Consider the following 17,590-nt stretch of genomic DNA (forward strand, 5'->3'; position numbering starts at 1 on the left):
ACACAGGGAAAGACGTAGAACTTGATGGCCAGCTTGACCTGGTCCTCAAAGCAACCTAAGTCCCGGAGCGCCAGTCGGCCGGACAGCCGCTGCCGCAAGTGCCGAAAGGCCGCGGGGGAGGAAAGTCCGGGCTCCATGGAAACACGGTGCCGGGTAACACCCGGCGAGGGCGACCTTAGGGAAAGTGCCACAGAAAGCAAACCGCCCCGGCTTTGCCGGGGTAAGGGTGAAAGGGTGGGGTAAGAGCCCACCGCGCCTCTGGTAACAGCGGCGGCATGGTAAACCCCACCGGGAGCAAAACCGAATAGGGACAACGCGGACCCTGGAATGATCCAAGGCCCAGGCTGGTTTCCAGGCCAGTTGTCCGGGTTGGTTGCGTAAGGCGTCTGGCAACAGGCGTCCCAGATGAATGGCTGTCACGTCCGCTTCTGCGGGCCATACAGAACCCGGCTTACAGGCCGGCTGGCAAATTCTCCTTCCGGTTATCCGGCCGCATATTGCGGCGTGCTGGCGAGATAACCGCCATAGGCATCCGCATTCGGATAAGAGAACTGTTCGGCGAGCGGGTTGGACCGTTTTGATACGGTTGCTCCCATATCGGCCAACAGCTCATCGAAGTGCCGGAAGTGGAACGGGGCTGAACACAGGCCGCCATAGACCTGAGCCGCTGGGCGTTCCTTGCGCCGCCAATTCAGCATCATCTCGATGTTGTCCCGCATCTCCTGGTCGCTTGGCTGGTTCACCAGCTGGCCGTCTGCATAGCGCACCAGCCAATTGGCGATCATTTCAGCCGAAAGAATCGTGCAGAAGCTGGAGTTGAAGCCGACAAAGCCCATGTCCGGAAGCTCCGGGTTCACCGATAGGCGGTAGACCCGGTATTGGCCATCTGCATCGACCAGCTTGTCCTGATGTTCTTGCGCCAGATACGGCACACCAAGCTTCCATCCGACCGCCAGGACCGAGACATCGCAGGGAACCCGGTCGCCGGTAGTCAGAACTGCGCAGCCGTCCTCATAACGGTCGATGGTCCCCCGGATCGGCTTGATCGAGCCGTCCTCAAACCCCTCAAACAAGCCAGGCGTCACAATCGGCAGTGAGCAGGATGCGTCCTTCTCGATTGGAACATCGGGCACCATGTCCCATTTCTTCAGTTTCAACTGCGCTTTGAGCAGCGTCTCCAGGCCGCGGAAATTGGCCCAGATCAGAGGCTTGAAGACCGTCGACAGGATTTTGCCTAGAACGGACGGCTGCCAGCTGTTGAACTGTTGTTCCTGGGCGCGCATGTACAACAACCGTTTGAAGTTGATACCGCCAATAAAGTACGGAATCCGCCAAACCGGTTCGCGGTAGACCATGGTGACTGATTTGGCTCCGTTTTTAGCCGCATTGACGGCGATGTCGGTGGATGATTTCGATCCGCCGAGCACCACGACATTCTTTCCCTTGGCCAAAGAACTGTCGGTGTAGTCAGAGCTGTGCATCACCTGACCGCCAGCCTCAATAAATGCATCCTGGCCCGGGTGGGAGATGATGTTCTTGTCCGAGAACTGGCCGGTACAGACGGCAACAAAGTCAAAATCCTGGGTCCAGGTTTTGCCGGCAGCTTCCAGCGTCAAGGTCCAGCCCGGCCGACCGTCGGCCCGGCGGTCCATGGATAGAACATTCGTGTTGAGCTGAAACAGTCGCGCCAGATTATGTTTCTTGGCATAGGCATGAATATAGGCGTGAACCTGCGGTCCTTTCGGCCATTCCGGATAGTCGTCCGGCATGGGCAGGTCAGTAAAGCGGTAAAGGTCCTTAGGCGATTGGGTCTGGACATCCGGATAGGACCGGGAGAGCTCCCACACTCCGCCGAAATCGTGGCTGCGCTCAAACCCAAAAACCCTATGTCCGCGCTCGTCGAACGCCTTGGCAGCCGCCAAGCCGCTGACGCCGCCGCCAATGACGGCGACTGATTTCCGTTTGGTCATGTTTTCCCCTTTTGAAAGCGCGGTTGATCAGGCCTGATCGGGCGGGGGTAGAAAATCGACTTCGTGAAGGGCGGACAGGCGCACCAGTTCTTCGGGATCCGTCACGCCGTTAAGGGCGCCGAACAAGTCAAACAGCTTGCGGGCCGGGGCGACGCCAAAGACGCAAGTCGCTGTTTTTCCGGACCGGTTGAAGATGCCATGCGCTTCACCCATTGGCATGCGGACGGTGTCGCCGGGCCCGGCCTTATGGACTTGGCCGCCCATTTCGACATCAAGTTCCCCCTCCAGCATGACGATCCACTCGTCCTGGGTCGGGTGAATATGCGGCGGAACAAAGGTGTCCGCGGGCACAACTGCGTGCCAGATGAAAGCGTTGGTGCTGTGAACCTTAGGCGTGTAGGTGTGGCCGACGACATTCCAACTGACGCCGTCCAGTCCTTCAGCGGATGCGGTAACCCCGGCTCCATTTTGCATTTTTATGTCCCCTCTTGTTTAGACACCCAGAGGCTAACCTTGGCCGGTTCGAAACAATTATCCAGATTGCGAAATTACTTTGGTTGGAGCAGCAAAATGCCGCATTGCAGCAGCGAGAATGCTTGATCCTGCCCCAACGTTGAGGGCATGTATTTCTCATGGTGTTGCAGGCTCATGGCAGAACTCCGCTCAGCGATTACCAGCGCTTTCAGACACATGACGTGGATGAAGCCCGGGAGATTGTCGCGCGCCATTTCTGCAGCCATCGTTTAGACCGGATGACAGTCTCGGATCGTTTCGATGCCTGCCAGCACCGGATTGCCGGCGAGCATCTGTCTCTCAACTACCTGCGCTATGGCGCGGATGTGACCATTGAGCCGGGCGAGTTGACGGATTTTTTCCTGATCCAGATCCCGTTGAACGGAACGGCAGAAGTTACCAATGGCTGCCAGACAGTCGCTTCAGGCAGAGAGACGGCAACGATCCTCAATCCGGACCGTCACACGGCCATGCGCTGGCACGCTGGTTGCGAGCAGCTGCTGTTGCAGATCGACAAAGAATTTGTAACCGGGATCGCTGCCAAAATGAGCGGTATGTCCCTTGGCGATGGAGTGCGCTTCAAGCCCGAATTCTGTTTGCAAGGCGCGCAGTCTTCAAGCTGGTACCGTGGACTTTCGGGTGTGGTGCATGCCGCTGAAGAAGGCCATGCGTTTCAAGCTGCCCCAAGTGTGCGGCAGCGGCACATCGAAGAGGGGCTGGTAATGGCCCTACTGGAAATACAGGAAAACACGGTTTCGCCGCTGCTTTCCCGGCCGGAGTGCCGTGCAGCTCCAGCTATTTTGAAGCGAGCTGTCACCATGATCCATGACCGGTTGCGGGAGGATATCAGTCTTCTCGACCTCAGCCGGTTTGCCGGCACCACGCCGCGTAATCTGCAGCTTATTTTCAAACGGGAATTGGACCGGACGCCGGTTCAATACTTGCAAGACTGCCGGCTGAACCTGGCGCGGCATCTTCTGCTGGCGGGGAACGGACATCTTCCGATTAGCGAAGTGGCAGAGCTTTCCGGGCACCGGCATCTCGGCCGGTTTTCGGTCACTTACAAAAAACGCTTCGGAGAGTCACCGCGCATAACCGCGCGCAGCAAGATGTATTGCTAGGCCGTGAGGACGAATTGGAGATGTCTCTCAACAGTTTCGGCTATCCTGAAGGTGAAAGAACGAAAGTTTGGAATAAAACCTAGTTGGGAAGTGTTATATTCTTTGGCGTTTGAGTGAGTGGTTCGAAATAAGGCGAATTGCGGCGGTTATGCCTTGATAATTCCTTGAATTTTTAATCTTGCGTCCATGTTACGCGCGACATCGCTGCCTAGTCTTGAGTTGTTAAGTACTCAATAGGCAGGGAACACATGGCCGGAACATATCAAGACTTCTTGTCTGCTTTGCTGGCATTTGAATCTGGATGGGACCGGGCGCGCTACGACGCCGGTATCATACAGGATTGGCAACTTGATCAATGGGCTGGCGGCCCGGTGCAAGACCGGTTTCCGCAGTATTCGAGCTGGTCTCAGCTGACCGATGCCGAATGGGAGACAATGGCCTACCAGTCTCAGAATTCGCTTGGCTTTGTCGGCTTTCAGTTCGGTGAAGCACTGCTCATCGATCTTGGCTACTACGACGACACTGTTTTTTATGGAAACGGGGCTGCCACCAACACCTGGGACGGGACCTGGACCGGGAAGAACGGCGTGAACTCCTTTGCGGACTTCACAACCAAGGCCGCCCAGGATGTCGCGATCCAGGAAGCCTTTGGTTACAATCTTCAGGTCATCGAAAACCAGCTCGCAAACAGCGGCCAATCGCTGAGCGACTATATCGGCCAGACTGCGACCTACACGCAGAACGGCCAGACGGTAACGGTTGAGCTGACATTGACCGGGATAATGGCCGCAGCGCACTTGCGAGGTGCCTGGGGCACAGCATCCCTTCTGCAAAGCGGGGCGGTCAGCACCGATGAATATGGCACGTCCATTCTGCAGTATATGGAGCAGTTCGGTGGCTTCGATGCTCCGACCGTTGTCGAGGCGATTGATTTCTATGAGAGCCGTTTGACCGGGGATGAAGGGCTTGGAACACCGGACGGCGGCACGCCCGGAACACCTGGTACCCCGGGGACGCCAGGAAATGGGGGCAATGGATCGGCTGATGTCGACGAGGGTTCTGCGGACGTCGTGATTACCTGGTCGTGGGGGCAGGACACGGTTGTTTCGAACTTCGATCCTGCGACCGGCAGCATCTTCGTTGACTGGATTGGTGCGGCCGAACTCACAGTTACCCAGACGGCAAACGGTGTTGTGTTTGCCGTAGCATCCAACAATCAGACCACAACCCTTCAAGGGGTGCAGCTGTCTGATCTCAGCCCCTCCAATTTCACCGTCCTGGATTCTGGGACAGCCAGCAAGATTTTCGGTTTGATCGGTCAGGATAGCGGAACGCCCGATCCCGAAGTGCCGGTGGATCCAGATCCTGTTGATCCGGATCCAGAGGTCCCGGTTGACCCTGATCCGGTCGATCCTGATCCCGTTGACCCGGACCCTGTTGATCCCACACCGGCACCGCCCACCGATCCGGGCAGCTGGAACGGGACCGCTGGGGTTACCGCGGCCAATGCTTCGGTTGTGATCACCTGGGCGTGGGGCACGGATCGTGTCGTGTCCAACTTCAACCCTCAAAGTGACACCATTTTCATCGACTGGTTTGGGCGGGAAGCGATTGATGTCACGGAAGTCAATGGCAACGTGATTTTCACGATTGCATCGAACAATCAGACCGTGACACTCCAAGGCGTAAACTTGAGCGATCTGTCAGCGTCGAACTTCACAATTCAAAGCACGGAAACCGGCCGGGAAATCCTGTCGCAGGTGGGAACAGGCTCAGGATCTGGCACTTCGGACATGCCGGATATGCCGGGCGGGGCGCAAATGATCATGATCATGCCGAACAGCCCGTCCCGTGTGATCCCGGATTTTGATCCGGCGGGTGGGGACATGCTTCATCTTGAAGCCGGTGTCATTGCTGAACGTCTGGAGATCCAGGATACGGCAAACGGTCTGATGGTCACCGTCTACACAGCTACCGGCGAGGTTGCCAACACAACGGTGCTGACGGGCGTGTCTCTAGCGGACATGACCATGAACAATTTCATGGTTGCCGAAGAATCTGCGCTCAATGAGGTTGCAAGCCTTTTGGGTCAATCCATTGAAACACCGGATGCCGGTGGGTTCGATGTGATTTATGATGCGGACGGATCCAACACACCGGTCCCGACCGGTGCAAGTGATCTCGGCGGCGTCAAATGGGCCGCGGAGTTTGGCAAGGACGATATCGTCGGCTTTAACCCGGCCACGGATCAACTCGACTTTGGCAACGCTTCGGTTCACGGCTTAATCTTGAACATGACGCCAAACGGAGAACCGGTCGTCGACAATCCGTGGGGGCCGGACATGCAGATCCTGCAAGGGGTTCAACTCGCGGATCTCTCCATTGAGAGTTTTGGTGTGGTCGGCAACGAGCACTTGCGTCAGGATCTCGGCGGCGTTCTTTCCTGGGAAAAGGGCATCGGCCCGCGGGATGGCGACACGGTCTACATCCGCTCTCATGAATACGGGCAGGCCGAAGTCATCAACGGGTTTGATCCGGCGACACAGAAGATCAGTTTCCTCTATTTCGGTACGCGCGAGCGCTTGAGCGTTGAGGATACGCCGAATGGAATGGTCATCAGTGTTCTGCCGAGTGGTCAAAGCTTCACCTTTACTGGCGTGCAGAAGGCCGATCTTATTCCGGGCAATCTGGAGTTCCATTTCGACCAGGTGATGGAAGATAATCTGGAAGCCCCGTTCGGGATTGATCAGAACGATGTGTCGTTGGTTTCCCGGGAAGCGTTGCTGACGCCGGAAGCGCCTGCCGGTCAAGGCACAGACGGGTTCCAGGTTCGTGAAGGTGTTGGCGCTGTCCCTGGTACCGGCGCCCCGGATACACCGGACACTTCGGAAGTTCCAACGCCGCCGGCCACAACGGTCCCTCCATCGGCGTCGGACACGATCAACCTCGGATCTGGTGCCGATACAGTGGCAATTACCTGGGATTGGGGACGGGAAGTCTCTGTTTTCAGCTTCGATGCCTCTGAGGATTTGCTGGATTTCAGCAGTTTGTCAGCCAATGACATCTCGCTCCAGGAAGTCGGGACTGATCTGACGATCACCGTTCAGAACAATGGCGGACACACCTATGTGCTGGAAGGTGTTCAGGCTGAGGATTTGTCGCTCGCAAATCTGACAGCTGCAGACTGGAACACTGTTGTGACCGATGCCGGGGGCGTCGCTGACCAGCTTCGTGCACTCGGAAACACAGACTTCTTATTGTGAGACAACGAAGTGTTTTGAGCGCCGCGAAGAGCGCATGCTCAAACTTACGCCGCGGATTTTCCGCGGCGTTTTTTGTATCCACAAGTCTTTGAGTGAGGCGGAAGTCTGGGCTTCTCATCGCTGCGCCCGCGTCAAACCTCCGTATTTCTGCGACTCCGATTCTACAATTCTGTCAAGGCTTCATTAAGCATGTTGGGCGTAAGGTCGCTCGACGGGGTCGTGTGCGATCAAATCGACCAGGAATCCATGAGATTCCATTGACCGCCCATGAAAACCCATGGTATCCCATAGTTACCCAGAATGGGGAGTGCGGGCCCATATGTATTGGGCTCAGGACATGACTTAACGAGCTGGCAAGAGCTGCCGTCGCAATTTGCATGTCCTGACAGGGTTCAGCCCGTTTCTTTCATTCATGGGTGTTTATGGGGTTTGAGCGGACGGGGGTCCGCGGCGGGGATGTATGGCCGGCTTTGTTTCGCATTTTACCAACCGGCTGGATGCCAAGGGTCGCGTGTCGATCCCGGCAGCCTTCCGCGCGGTATTGGCGAGAGACGGGTTTGAAGGTCTTTATTGCATCTCATCAGCGCATTGCCCGGCAGTGGATGCCGGAGGCAATCAGCTTGTTGAAGAGATCCAGAACCGCGCCCAGCAATTTGCCAAACTCACCCCGGACCACGACATGCTGGCTGCAGCGCTCTTCGGCGCCAGTGAGATCATCAAGATCGATGGAGATGGCCGGATGATCCTCTCCGATATGATCCGGGATCACGCGGGTTTGACCGATCAGGTCACCTTTGTCGGTATGGATTACAAGTTTCAGATCTGGGAACCGGAAAAGTTCCGCGAGTATCGCGCAGAGGCCCAAAAGCGCGCACTCGCAATGTTGTCGGGTCAACTCCCGGCATCCTCACAAGGAGAGCCAGTATGATGGCGCTCGGCGACAAGAAGGACGTTCTTGACGCTGGCGGACCAGAGCGCCACGTGCCGGTTCTCCTCGATGAGGTTCTGGAATGGCTTGCTCCGCAGCCTGGAAACGTCATCGTCGATGGGACATTCGGAGCGGGTGGCTATTCCCGCAAGCTCCTGGAGGCCGGTGCGACGGTAGTCGGTATCGACCGGGATCCGGATGCCATTGCCGACGGACAGGAGCTGGTCAAGCAATCCGATGGCAGGCTCATCCTGGTGCCTGGTCAATTTGCCGATCTTGAAACCCATGCCCGCGATAGCGGTTTTGACGGCGTTGATGGCGTCGTTCTCGATCTCGGCGTGTCGTCCATGCAGTTGGATGAAGCAGATCGGGGCTTTTCTTTCCTGCGGGATGGGCCGCTGGACATGCGCATGGAGCAGGCCGGGCCATCGGCGGCCGATGTCGTCAATGAGCTGCCCGTGCGCGATCTTATCCGCATCATCGGATTGCTGGGGGAAGAAAAGCGGGCCACTTCGGTCGCGCACGCCATAGACAATGCGCGCAAGGAAAAGCCGTTTACTCGAACACTTGAGCTCGCCAAGTTGATCGAGAAGGTGCTGGGCCGGTCGCCGAAGAAGGCTCAGATCCATCCGGCGACCCGGACGTTTCAGGCGCTTCGGATTTATGTGAATGGTGAGCTGCACCAGGCGGCCAAGGCTTTGGGGGCTGCAGAGCGCATCTTGAAGCCGGGTGGCCGCCTTGTTTTGGTCAGCTTCCATTCGCTGGAAGATCGGATTGTCAAAAGGTTTTTCCAGGATCGTACTAAGACACGTGGCGGTGGATCGCGGCATATGCCGGAAGAAGAAGTGCCGCCGGCAACATTTGAAAATCTGACACGCAAGGCCGTCGAGGCGCGGGATACGGAGACCGATGCCAACCCCCGTGCACGCTCGGCCAAGCTGCGCGCTGGGCGCCGCACAGATGCTCCAGCCCGCGAGCTGGACATTCATGCGGCCGGCGTGCCGCGCCTTGCGGCATTCCATGGGCTAGGGGGCTGATATGGTTCGAGTGCTCAACATCTTGTTCGTTGTGGCCGTCGTTATCGGCGCGGCGACCGTTTACGACTTGAAGATGGCTGCAACGAAATCGGCAGAAAAAGTTGCGGAGCTACAGCGGCAAATCGATGAAGAGCGCGATGCCATCCGGCATTTGCGGGCTGAGTGGAGCCTGCTGAACAAGCCGGACCGGCTGCAGAACCTCGTTGAGCGTTACAACGAATATCTTCAGTTGGAGCCGTTGGAAGTTAAGCAGATCGTGATGCCGGATGAGCTTCCGGCGCGTCCGGTCATTCTGGAGCCGGTCGGCGGTGCGGACCAGATGGGCGGCTATGCCGGCTCTTCGGCGATGATCAGGTAGGGGCTTTGGGCAATGACTTTGGCACATGAACCAGCAAGCTTTCTCCAGGTCCGGCGCGCTCAGCCGCGGGCGGTGCGCAGCTCTGTTTCATCGAGCGCGGTAAAATCGCGGGTCTATCTGGCGATGATCGCCTTTGCGTGTGTTTATGCCGCGATTGGCGGGCGCCTGATTTATCTGGCGCAAATGGATGAAGCGCCGTCCCGGGCCTGGATTTCCGCCCAGGATTCCATTGCCGCGTCCCGGCCGGATCTGATTGACCGCAACGGCGAAATTCTCGCGACCGATATCAAGACCGCGTCCCTTTATGCCGAACCGCGCCGGATCATCGATGTCGATGAGGCTGTTGAGGGTCTCACCCGCGTTCTGCCGGAATTGGATGAGGGGCTTGTCCGTCGCCGTCTGGAAAGCGGTGCCGGATTTGTCTGGCTGAAGCGGGAAATGACCCCAGATAAGGCCGAGCAAGTGCACGATCTTGGTCTACCTGGGGTCGGGTTCCTGTCTGAAAATCAGCGCTTCTACCCGGGCGGTCCGACCGCCGGCCATATTGTCGGTGCTGTGAATGTCGACAATCAGGGCCTGAGCGGAATTGAAAAGTTCGTTGATGACGAATGGTTGGGTGATCTGCAGTCGGTGGGATTTGCAGCTGGCCGTTCAATGGAGCCAGTGCGCTTGTCGGTCGATCTGCGCGTCCAGCACGTCGTGCGCGACGAACTCGTCAAGGCGATGGAGCGCTACAAGGCTATCGCCGCAGCTGGCATCGTCTTGGACGCCAAGACCGGCGAAGTCGTCGCCATGTCGTCATTGCCGGACTATGATCCAAACGATCGCGCAGAGGCATTGGAGCGGGACCGGCTCAACCGCGCGACCGGCGGTGTCTTCGAAATGGGGTCGGTGTTCAAGGCCTTCACAACGGCGATGGCCTTAGATTCGGGCGCGGTTACCATCAATGACAGCTTCGATGCGACCCGTCCGATCCGCGCGGCAGGCCGCACGATCACCGATTTCCACGGGAAAAACCGCATCCTGTCCGTCCCGGAAATCTTCATCTATTCGTCCAATATCGGCACCGCCAAAATGATGCTGGCAACGGGTGTTGCCCGGCAAAAGGAATTCCTCGGCCGGTTGCATTTGACCAAGCGCTTGCAGACCGAACTCCCGGAAAATGCTGCTCCGCTGTTGCCGCCAAAATGGAACGAACTGGCTGCGATGACCATCTCCTTCGGGCACGGTTTGTCGGTCACGCCGATGCAAACCGCTGTTGCCGCCGCGGCAATGGTGAACGGTGGGTCCTTGCTGCCGCCGACCTTTATGCCGCGTACTCCAGATGAGGTCAACGCGCTGAAAAAACAGGTCATTTCTCCAGAGGTCAGCCGCATGATGCGCTATCTGTTCCGCTTGAATGTCTTGTCTGGATCCGGCCGCCGCGCCGACGTTCCTGGCTACACTGTTGGCGGGAAAACTGGGACCGCGGAGAAGATCGAAAATGGTGTTTATGTGAACAACAAACGCCGCAATTCTTTCTTGTCAGCTTTCCCAATGGATGACCCGAGATACGTGGTTCTGGTTGTTGTTGACGAGCCGAAACCGGAACGGGAAGGCATTGGCGCTACAGCTGGTTTGAACGCAGGCCCGACCGCTGGATCCATCATTCGCCGGGCCGCTCCAATGCTTGGCGTGATGCCGCGGTTCGGTAAAGGGGATGAACCGATCGAAATTTCCTATTAAGGAGACACTTGGGAAGTTGATTGGTCCGGCGGGGTCGCAGCCGTAATCCGGTCCAAATATAAGCTTCCGGCAAAGACGACGCACAAACCGGATGATCGGATGTTATGCACCTTGAGCACTTAGCCGACGGCATGGATTTGCCAGACACGGCAAAAGGCCTTTCGATTTCAGGGCTGACGGCAGACAGCCGCAAAGTTCAGCCGGGTTTTCTGTTTGCTGCCTTCAAAGGCTCCACGGTCGATGGCGTGCGCTTCGTGCCGAAAGCGGTCGAAGCCGGTGCGGTCGCGATCCTTTGTGCAAATGATGCTGTTGATGCCGTGCGTGCACAGGTTCCAGCATCGATGGCGGTATTGGAAGCGCAAGAGCCACGTTTCACATTCGCCAAGATGGCGGCTCGGTTTTTTGGACGTCAGCCCGACACCGTCGTCGCTGTCACCGGAACGGCCGGAAAGACGTCTGTTGCTCATTTTGTCCGTCAGATTTTTCAAGCCGCCGGACATCCCTCAGCCAGCCTCGGAACACTTGGGATCATCAAGCCGGATGGTGAGAGTTATGGCGGTCTGACAACACCTGATCCCGTGGCACTGCAGAAAGACCTCGCGGAGCTTTCGGACGAAGGCATTCAATATGCGGCCCTTGAGGCGTCGTCTCACGGTCTGGATCAATACCGTCTGGATGGCGTTCAGCTGACGGCGGCCGCCTTTACCAATCTCGGCCGGGACCACATGGACTATCACCCGAGCATCGAGGATTACCTTCAAGCGAAGCTGCGCCTCTTTGAGGAGTTGCTGCCCGCAGGCGGGACAGTTGTTGTTGATCCGGGCGAAACATATGCCGATCGGATTTTGGACATTGCCGCAAAGCGGAATTTACCTGTCTTCACGGTGGGAGAAACGGGGCAGGACCTTAAGCTCACCGGCTTGAAGCCGAGCGGGGCAGGTCAGGAGCTGACGATCGAGACAGCGCGCGGGGAATATAAGATCACCTTGCCGCTGATCGGCCGTTTCCAGGTCTCGAATGCATTGATTGCCGCAGGGCTGGCCATTTCTGCAGGCAATGAAACCGGAGCCACGCTAAGGGCTCTGGAAAATCTCAAAGGCGCGCCAGGCCGGTTGGAACTTGCAGGAAAAACCGCTTCCGGCGGCCTGGTCTTCATCGACTATGCCCATAAACCCGATGCGCTCGACAAGGCGCTTGCCGCTTTGAAGCCTTTCGCTGACGGCAGTCTGTCTGTCGTGGTCGGTGCTGGCGGTGACCGGGACCCCGGGAAACGACCGCTCATGGGCGAGGCCGCCGCCCGGCATGCGGATCTTGTGATCGTGACGGATGACAATCCAAGATCCGAGGAGCCAGCGTCAATTCGCAAAGCCGTTTTGGAGGGTGCCCCGAGAGGATTGGAAATCGGCGACCGGGCCGAAGCCATCGCCGAAGGGGTCAAGCGCCTGAAAACCGGTGATATCCTGTGTGTTGCCGGAAAAGGTCACGAAACCGGCCAGATTGTTGGCGACACAGTGATTCCGTTCTCGGACCACGACGCCGTTCGCAGCGCCATCAGCCAACTGGGAAACACATGAGCGATCCGCTTTGGACATCTGAAGCCTTTATCGAAGCCTGTGGTGGAACCGCCAAGGGGGATGTTGGCGCCGAGATCACCGGAATTTCCATCGACAGCCGGACCCTGGAGCCGGGCGACGCCTTCATCGCAATCAAGGGCGACCGGCTGGACGGACATGACTATGTCGCAGCTGCTTTGGAAGCAGGCGCGTCTTTGGCGCTCGTTGCCGAAAGCCGCTTGGAAGAATTGCCAGAAGACGGCCGCTACGTTGTGGTGGAAGATCCGCTGGAAGCGATGCGTGCTCTTGGTATCGCAGCCCGTGATCGGACCAACGCCCGCATTGTTGCGGTGACCGGTTCCGTCGGTAAGACGGGCACCAAGGAAGCCCTCCGGCTCGCTTTGGAACCGTCCGGGAAGGTGCATGCGTCCGTTGCATCCTTCAACAATCACTGGGGTGTGCCGCTGACGCTGGCGCGGATGCCTGCAGATACCGACTACGGAGTTTTTGAAATCGGCATGAACCATGCCGGAGAGATCACGCCGCTGGTCAAAATGGTCCGGCCGCATGTTGCGGTCATCACCACGGTGGAAGCCGTCCATATTGAGTTTTTCGAGTCGGTAGAAAAAATCGCCCAGGCCAAAGCCGAGATCTTTGACGGCCTGGAGCCGGGCGGTGTTGCGATCCTCAACAAGGACAACAAGCAATACGATCTTTTGCGGTTTCTGGCTGTGACGGCTGGCGTGCCGACTGTGCATACCTTCGGTCAGAGTGGATCTGAGGACAGTTCGCTCAAGATGATCGTGCCGACCGGTGAAGGAACCAGCGTGGAAGCTTCTATTCTGGGCCGGGATGTCTCTTACGGCATCGGTGCGCCGGGCAACCATCACGTCCAAAACAGCCTCGCGGTTTTAACGGCCGTTGCCGATCTTAGCGCGGATTTGGACCTTGGGGCGGCAGCACTTGGCGCCATGCGCGCGCCGAAAGGACGTGGCGAACGGTGTTTGTTGACTGTTGGGAGCGGCGAAGTCGAACTGATCGACGAAAGCTATAATGCTAACCCAGCATCTATGCGGGCAGCCTTTTCGGTTCTGGCGCAGGCTGAACCCGGCAGCTCAGGGCGGCGGATCGCCGTGATCGGCGACATGCGGGAACTCGGTACAGACGCTGACCGGTTACATGCTGACTTAGCTGCGCCAATTACTGAGGCGGCGATTGATCAGGTCTATTGCGCCGGGCCGCATATGGATGCGCTCTGGCAAAAACTTCCGGATGCGCTCAAGGCGCATTACCGCGAAGAGGCCAAAGATCTGGCTGATTTGTTGACCAAGGAAGTACAGCCCGGCGATGTGGTGATGATCAAAGGATCATTGGGAACCCGTATGGGACCGCTTGTCGAAGCGTTGAAAAAAGAATATCCGCCTGCGGACAGCACCGAAGCGGCGTGAAGGACATCTGATGTTTTATTATCTCGGCCAGTTTGCCGATCAAATTTCTGCACTGAATGTTTTCCGGTACATCACGTTCCGGACCGGCGCAGCAATCATGACCGCGCTGTTCTTCGTTTTCCTCTTTGGACCCAAGATTATTTCCAGTCTGCGCATCCGTCAGGGACATGGCCAGCCGATCCGTGCGGATGGGCCTGAAAGCCATCTGACCAAAAAAGGCACCCCGACAATGGGCGGGTTGATGATCCTTTCCGGTGCGTTGGTGGCCGCATTGCTCTGGTCGGACCTCAGCAATCCTTATGTCTGGGTGGTTATCGGCGTAACCGTCGGCTTCGGCGCGATTGGTTTCTATGACGACTATTTGAAAGTGACGAAGTCCTCCCACAAAGGGTTTGGCGGCAAGGCGCGTCTTGGCCTAGAATTTCTCATCGCCGCGACCGCTGCCTTCTCGGTCACGATCCTGGATACTTCTGAGTTTTCGTCCGCGATCACCTTTCCCTTCCTGAAGGATTTCACGCTTAACCTTGGGATCATCTTCATCCCGTTCGCAGCGTTTGTGATGGTCGGCGCCGGCAATGCGGTGAACTTGACAGATGGCCTAGATGGGCTCGCGATTGTCCCGGTGATGATCGCCTGCGCTTCCTTTGGCTTGATCGCGTATCTTTCTGGTAACGCTGTCTTCGCAAATTACCTGCAGATCCATCATGTCTCTGGCACCGGCGAATTGGCGGTGATCTGCGGGGCGGTGATCGGCGCAGGTCTCGGGTTCTTGTGGTTCAATGCACCGCCCGCCGCGATTTTCATGGGCGATACCGGTTCTTTGGCGCTTGGCGGCATGATCGGCGCGATCGCTGTTGCCACCAAACACGAGATCGTGCTGGCGATCATCGGCGGCCTGTTTGTGCTGGAAGCGGTGTCAGTCATTGTCCAGGTAATGTCGTTCAAGCTGACCGGCAAACGGGTGTTCCGGATGGCGCCGATCCATCACCATTTTGAAATCCAGGGATGGACGGAAAGCCAGGTGGTGATCCGTTTCTGGATCATTTCAGTTGTCCTTGCCCTCATCGGCCTTGCCACGTTGAAGCTGAGGTAAGGCGCATGATCCCAATCACCACATTTGCAGGAAAAACCGTCGCGCTTTTCGGGCTCGGCGGTTCCGGTCTTGCGACCGCCAAAGCCTTGAATACTGGCGGTGCACATGTGGTGTGTTTTGATGACAGCGAGACACGTGTTGCCGATGCAACGTCCGTGGGCTTGGTGACACAGGATCTGAAAACTCTGGACTGGTCTGGCGTATCCGCGCTGGTCTTGGCACCGGGTGTCCCGCTCACGCATCCGGTGCCTCACTGGACAGTCGAACTTGCGCGTGATGCCGGTGTTGAAGTCATTGGCGATGTTGAACTCTTTTGCCGGGAGCGGCGCAAACTTTGCCCGGAAGCTCCGCTGATCGCGATCACTGGGACGAACGGCAAGTCGACCACAACGGCATTGGTGACCCATCTTCTGAAAGAGCTTGGGCTTGATGTGCAGATGGGCGGCAACATCGGCACGCCGGTTCTGGAGTTGGAGCCGCCGCGGCCGGGCCGCCATTACGTGGTTGAGTGTTCCTCCTATCAGATTGATCTTGCCCCAACGCTTGATCCAACGGTCGGCATTCATATGAACCTGTCGCCGGATCATTTGGACCGGCATGGCACGCTAGAAAACTATGGGGCCATCAAGGAACGGTTGGTCGCTGGCGCCAAAGTGGCGATTGTCGGAGTTGATGACCGTTTATCTTCCGCGATTGCCGACCGGCTGGAATTGGCGCGTAAACCAGTGTGCCGGATTGCGGGTGAGCGGGAGCTGAGCGATGGTATCTATGCCCATCATGGCCGATTGATCGAAGCACACGACGGCGCGCAGACGGAAGTGGCATTGCTTGCAGGCATCGACAGCCTGCGCGGTGATCACAACGGCCAAAACGCGGCTGCCGCGTTTGCCTGTCTCAGAGCACTCGAAGTGCCCGGCGATAAGATCGCTGCGGCCATGACTAGTTTTCCAGGACTTCATCACAGGATGGAAGTTGTCGCCCACCAGGGCCGGACACTTTTCATCAACGACAGCAAGGCAACCAATGCCGATGCAGCAGCCCGGGCGCTCTCCAGTTTCGACCGGATTTACTGGATTGCTGGTGGGCGCGCCAAGTCTGGCGGCATTTCTTCGCTCGACGAATATTTCCCGAAGATCGCAAAAACCTTCCTGATTGGGGAAGCGGCCGAGGATTTTGCCAAAACGCTGGAAGGCCGGGTGCCTTTTGCCATCAGCGGGACTTTGGCTCAGGCGGTTCAGGACGCTGCGGCCGAAGCTGCCGAAGATGGCGCTGAGGAAATCGCGATTTTGCTGTCGCCAGCCTGTGCGTCCTTTGATCAATATGCCAATTTCGAACTGCGGGGCGCTGCTTTTGTAGATGCGGTGCGTGCCTTGCCGGGTGCTGGAAACACTCAGGAGGTCGCATAGATGGTGTCGCGCGCCGATCGTAGCCGGTTTGCTGAATGGTTTTGGACAGTGGATCACTATCTGCTGGCCGCCTTCGGCATTCTTCTCCTGTCGGGTGTGGTTTTTGCCTTTGCCGCCAGCCCGCCCGTTGCGGAGCGCATCGGTGTTGAGACCTTCTATTTCGTCAAACGCCAGGCGATGTTCACCATTCCGGCGCTCGGGATCATGCTCGCAGGATCGCTGATGACGCCCCGCATGGTGCGGCGGGCCGCTCTAGTCGTGTTCGGCATATCCGTGGTGTTGTTGATCGCCACTCTGTTTATGGGCTTTGAGACCAAGGGGGCCAGGCGCTGGATCTATATTGCCGGGGTGTCGTTTCAGGCATCGGAATATCTGAAGCCAGCCTTTGTTATCTTGATCGCCTTTCTTCTGTCTGAAAGCGGGCGCCGCCGCGAAGTGCCTGGTGTTCTATTTGCCTTTGTGCTGTTCGCGGTGTGCGCAATTCTCCTGGTTGCTCAGCCGGACTTTGGCCAGACAATGCTGCTCGGCATGGTGTGGGCCGCGCTGTTCTTCCTAAATGGAATTTCCTGGCTGATCATCGTGGCGCTCGGGATCATCGGCATTGCGGGTCTCTTTGCCGCTTATGCGTTTCTGCCGCATGTGACCAGCCGCGTGGACCGGTTCCTGGACCCGAGCACAGGCGATACGTTCCAGGTTGATACCGCCCTTGAATCCTTCATGTCCGGCGGCTGGTTCGGCCGCGGACCAGGAGAGGGGACCGTCAAGCGGATCCTGCCGGATAGTCATGCCGACTTTATCTTTGCGGTAGTTGGCGAGGAATTCGGCGTGATTGCCTGTCTGCTCTTGGTGATCGTCTTTGCGTTTATCGTGATCCGGGGGCTGCAACATGCCGGCCGGGATCAGGATGCCTTTGGACGATTGGCGACCGCCGGGCTTGTAGTCCTGTTTGGCTTGCAGGCGACCATCAATCTGGCAGTGAACCTGCATCTTATTCCGTCCAAGGGCATGACCTTGCCCTTCATTTCTTATGGTGGCTCGTCGCTGCTCGCCTCTGCGATGAGCGCCGGAGCTCTATTGGCGCTCACCCGAAAACGGCCGCGGCCCATGGCCCGCGATACTGTCACGGTGAGCCGCCTATCACCCTCGTCTTTGATGTAAGGCTTTGGCCCGAATTA

At 57.6% G+C, this 17,590-nt stretch carries 13 protein-coding genes and 1 other RNA gene; 12 read left to right on the top strand and 2 right to left on the bottom strand.

The genetic code is table 11. From position 1 onward, the window contains the following. Positions 1–70: 70 nt before the first annotated feature. Positions 71–470: RNase P RNA component class A (rnpB, locus tag ACOOFE_RS07120), an RNA gene on the top strand. Positions 471–482: 12 nt separating this feature from the next. Here the strand turns inward: rnpB and ACOOFE_RS07125 are convergent. Both ACOOFE_RS07125 and ACOOFE_RS07130 read right to left on the bottom strand, forming a co-directional pair. After that, on the bottom strand, positions 483–1,970 hold the full coding sequence (locus ACOOFE_RS07125; protein WP_420414314.1) for a flavin-containing monooxygenase: 1,488 nt from the start codon (positions 1,968–1,970) through the stop codon (positions 483–485). A gap of 27 nt (positions 1,971–1,997) precedes the next feature. Next, positions 1,998–2,444, bottom strand: coding sequence for a cupin domain-containing protein (locus ACOOFE_RS07130; RefSeq protein WP_420414315.1), 447 nt, complete (start codon positions 2,442–2,444; stop codon positions 1,998–2,000). Positions 2,445–2,602: 158 nt separating this feature from the next. On the opposite strand from ACOOFE_RS07130, the gene ACOOFE_RS07135 reads away from it, so the two are divergent. The 11 genes from ACOOFE_RS07135 (at position 2,603) to ACOOFE_RS07185 (ending at position 17,573) form a co-directional block, all read left to right on the top strand. Continuing rightward, positions 2,603–3,604 (top strand): AraC family transcriptional regulator, encoded by a 1,002-nt coding sequence (locus ACOOFE_RS07135; RefSeq protein ID WP_420414316.1) that lies wholly within the window; start codon positions 2,603–2,605, stop codon positions 3,602–3,604. Between the two features lie 248 nt (positions 3,605–3,852). After that, entirely contained in the window at positions 3,853–6,867 is a 3,015-nt protein-coding gene (locus tag ACOOFE_RS07140; RefSeq protein ID WP_420414317.1) for a hypothetical protein, read from the top strand. Between the two features lie 460 nt (positions 6,868–7,327). Further along, entirely contained in the window at positions 7,328–7,795 is a 468-nt protein-coding gene (locus tag ACOOFE_RS07145) for a division/cell wall cluster transcriptional repressor MraZ (protein WP_141185768.1), read from the top strand. Beyond that, a complete protein-coding gene (gene rsmH, locus ACOOFE_RS07150; RefSeq protein WP_420414318.1) occupies positions 7,792–8,832 on the top strand; it encodes a 16S rRNA (cytosine(1402)-N(4))-methyltransferase RsmH in 1,041 nt (346 codons plus the stop codon). The genes ACOOFE_RS07145 and rsmH overlap by 4 nt, the downstream gene beginning before the upstream one ends. 1 nt (position 8,833) lies before the next feature. Continuing rightward, positions 8,834–9,190, top strand: a complete 357-nt coding sequence (ftsL, locus tag ACOOFE_RS07155) for a cell division protein FtsL (protein ID WP_420414319.1) — start codon at positions 8,834–8,836, stop codon at positions 9,188–9,190. A 12-nt stretch (positions 9,191–9,202) separates the two neighbouring features. Then, positions 9,203–10,915, top strand: coding sequence for a peptidoglycan D,D-transpeptidase FtsI family protein (locus tag ACOOFE_RS07160; protein WP_420414320.1), 1,713 nt, complete (start codon positions 9,203–9,205; stop codon positions 10,913–10,915). A gap of 104 nt (positions 10,916–11,019) precedes the next feature. Beyond that, the gene (locus ACOOFE_RS07165) at positions 11,020–12,489 is read left to right on the top strand and encodes a UDP-N-acetylmuramoyl-L-alanyl-D-glutamate--2,6-diaminopimelate ligase (protein ID WP_420414321.1); all 1,470 of its coding nucleotides are present in this window, start codon (positions 11,020–11,022) and stop codon (positions 12,487–12,489) included. Continuing rightward, positions 12,486–13,916, top strand: a complete 1,431-nt coding sequence (locus tag ACOOFE_RS07170; protein ID WP_420414322.1) for a UDP-N-acetylmuramoylalanyl-D-glutamyl-2,6-diaminopimelate--D-alanyl-D-alanine ligase — start codon at positions 12,486–12,488, stop codon at positions 13,914–13,916. Before ACOOFE_RS07165 ends, ACOOFE_RS07170 begins: the two co-directional genes overlap by 4 nt. A gap of 10 nt (positions 13,917–13,926) precedes the next feature. Further along, entirely contained in the window at positions 13,927–15,009 is a 1,083-nt protein-coding gene (gene mraY / locus ACOOFE_RS07175; RefSeq protein ID WP_141185774.1) for a phospho-N-acetylmuramoyl-pentapeptide-transferase, read from the top strand. Positions 15,010–15,014: 5 nt separating this feature from the next. Next, a complete protein-coding gene (murD, locus tag ACOOFE_RS07180; protein WP_420414323.1) occupies positions 15,015–16,415 on the top strand; it encodes a UDP-N-acetylmuramoyl-L-alanine--D-glutamate ligase in 1,401 nt (466 codons plus the stop codon). Continuing rightward, positions 16,416–17,573: an FtsW/RodA/SpoVE family cell cycle protein gene (locus ACOOFE_RS07185; RefSeq protein WP_420414324.1), complete on the top strand. Its 1,158-nt coding sequence runs from the start codon at positions 16,416–16,418 to the stop codon at positions 17,571–17,573. It abuts the gene before it with no gap. Positions 17,574–17,590 lie beyond the last annotated feature (17 nt).

Source organism: Roseibium sp. (assembly GCF_965216085.1).
Taxonomy (GTDB): Bacteria; Pseudomonadota; Alphaproteobacteria; order Rhizobiales; family Stappiaceae; genus Roseibium.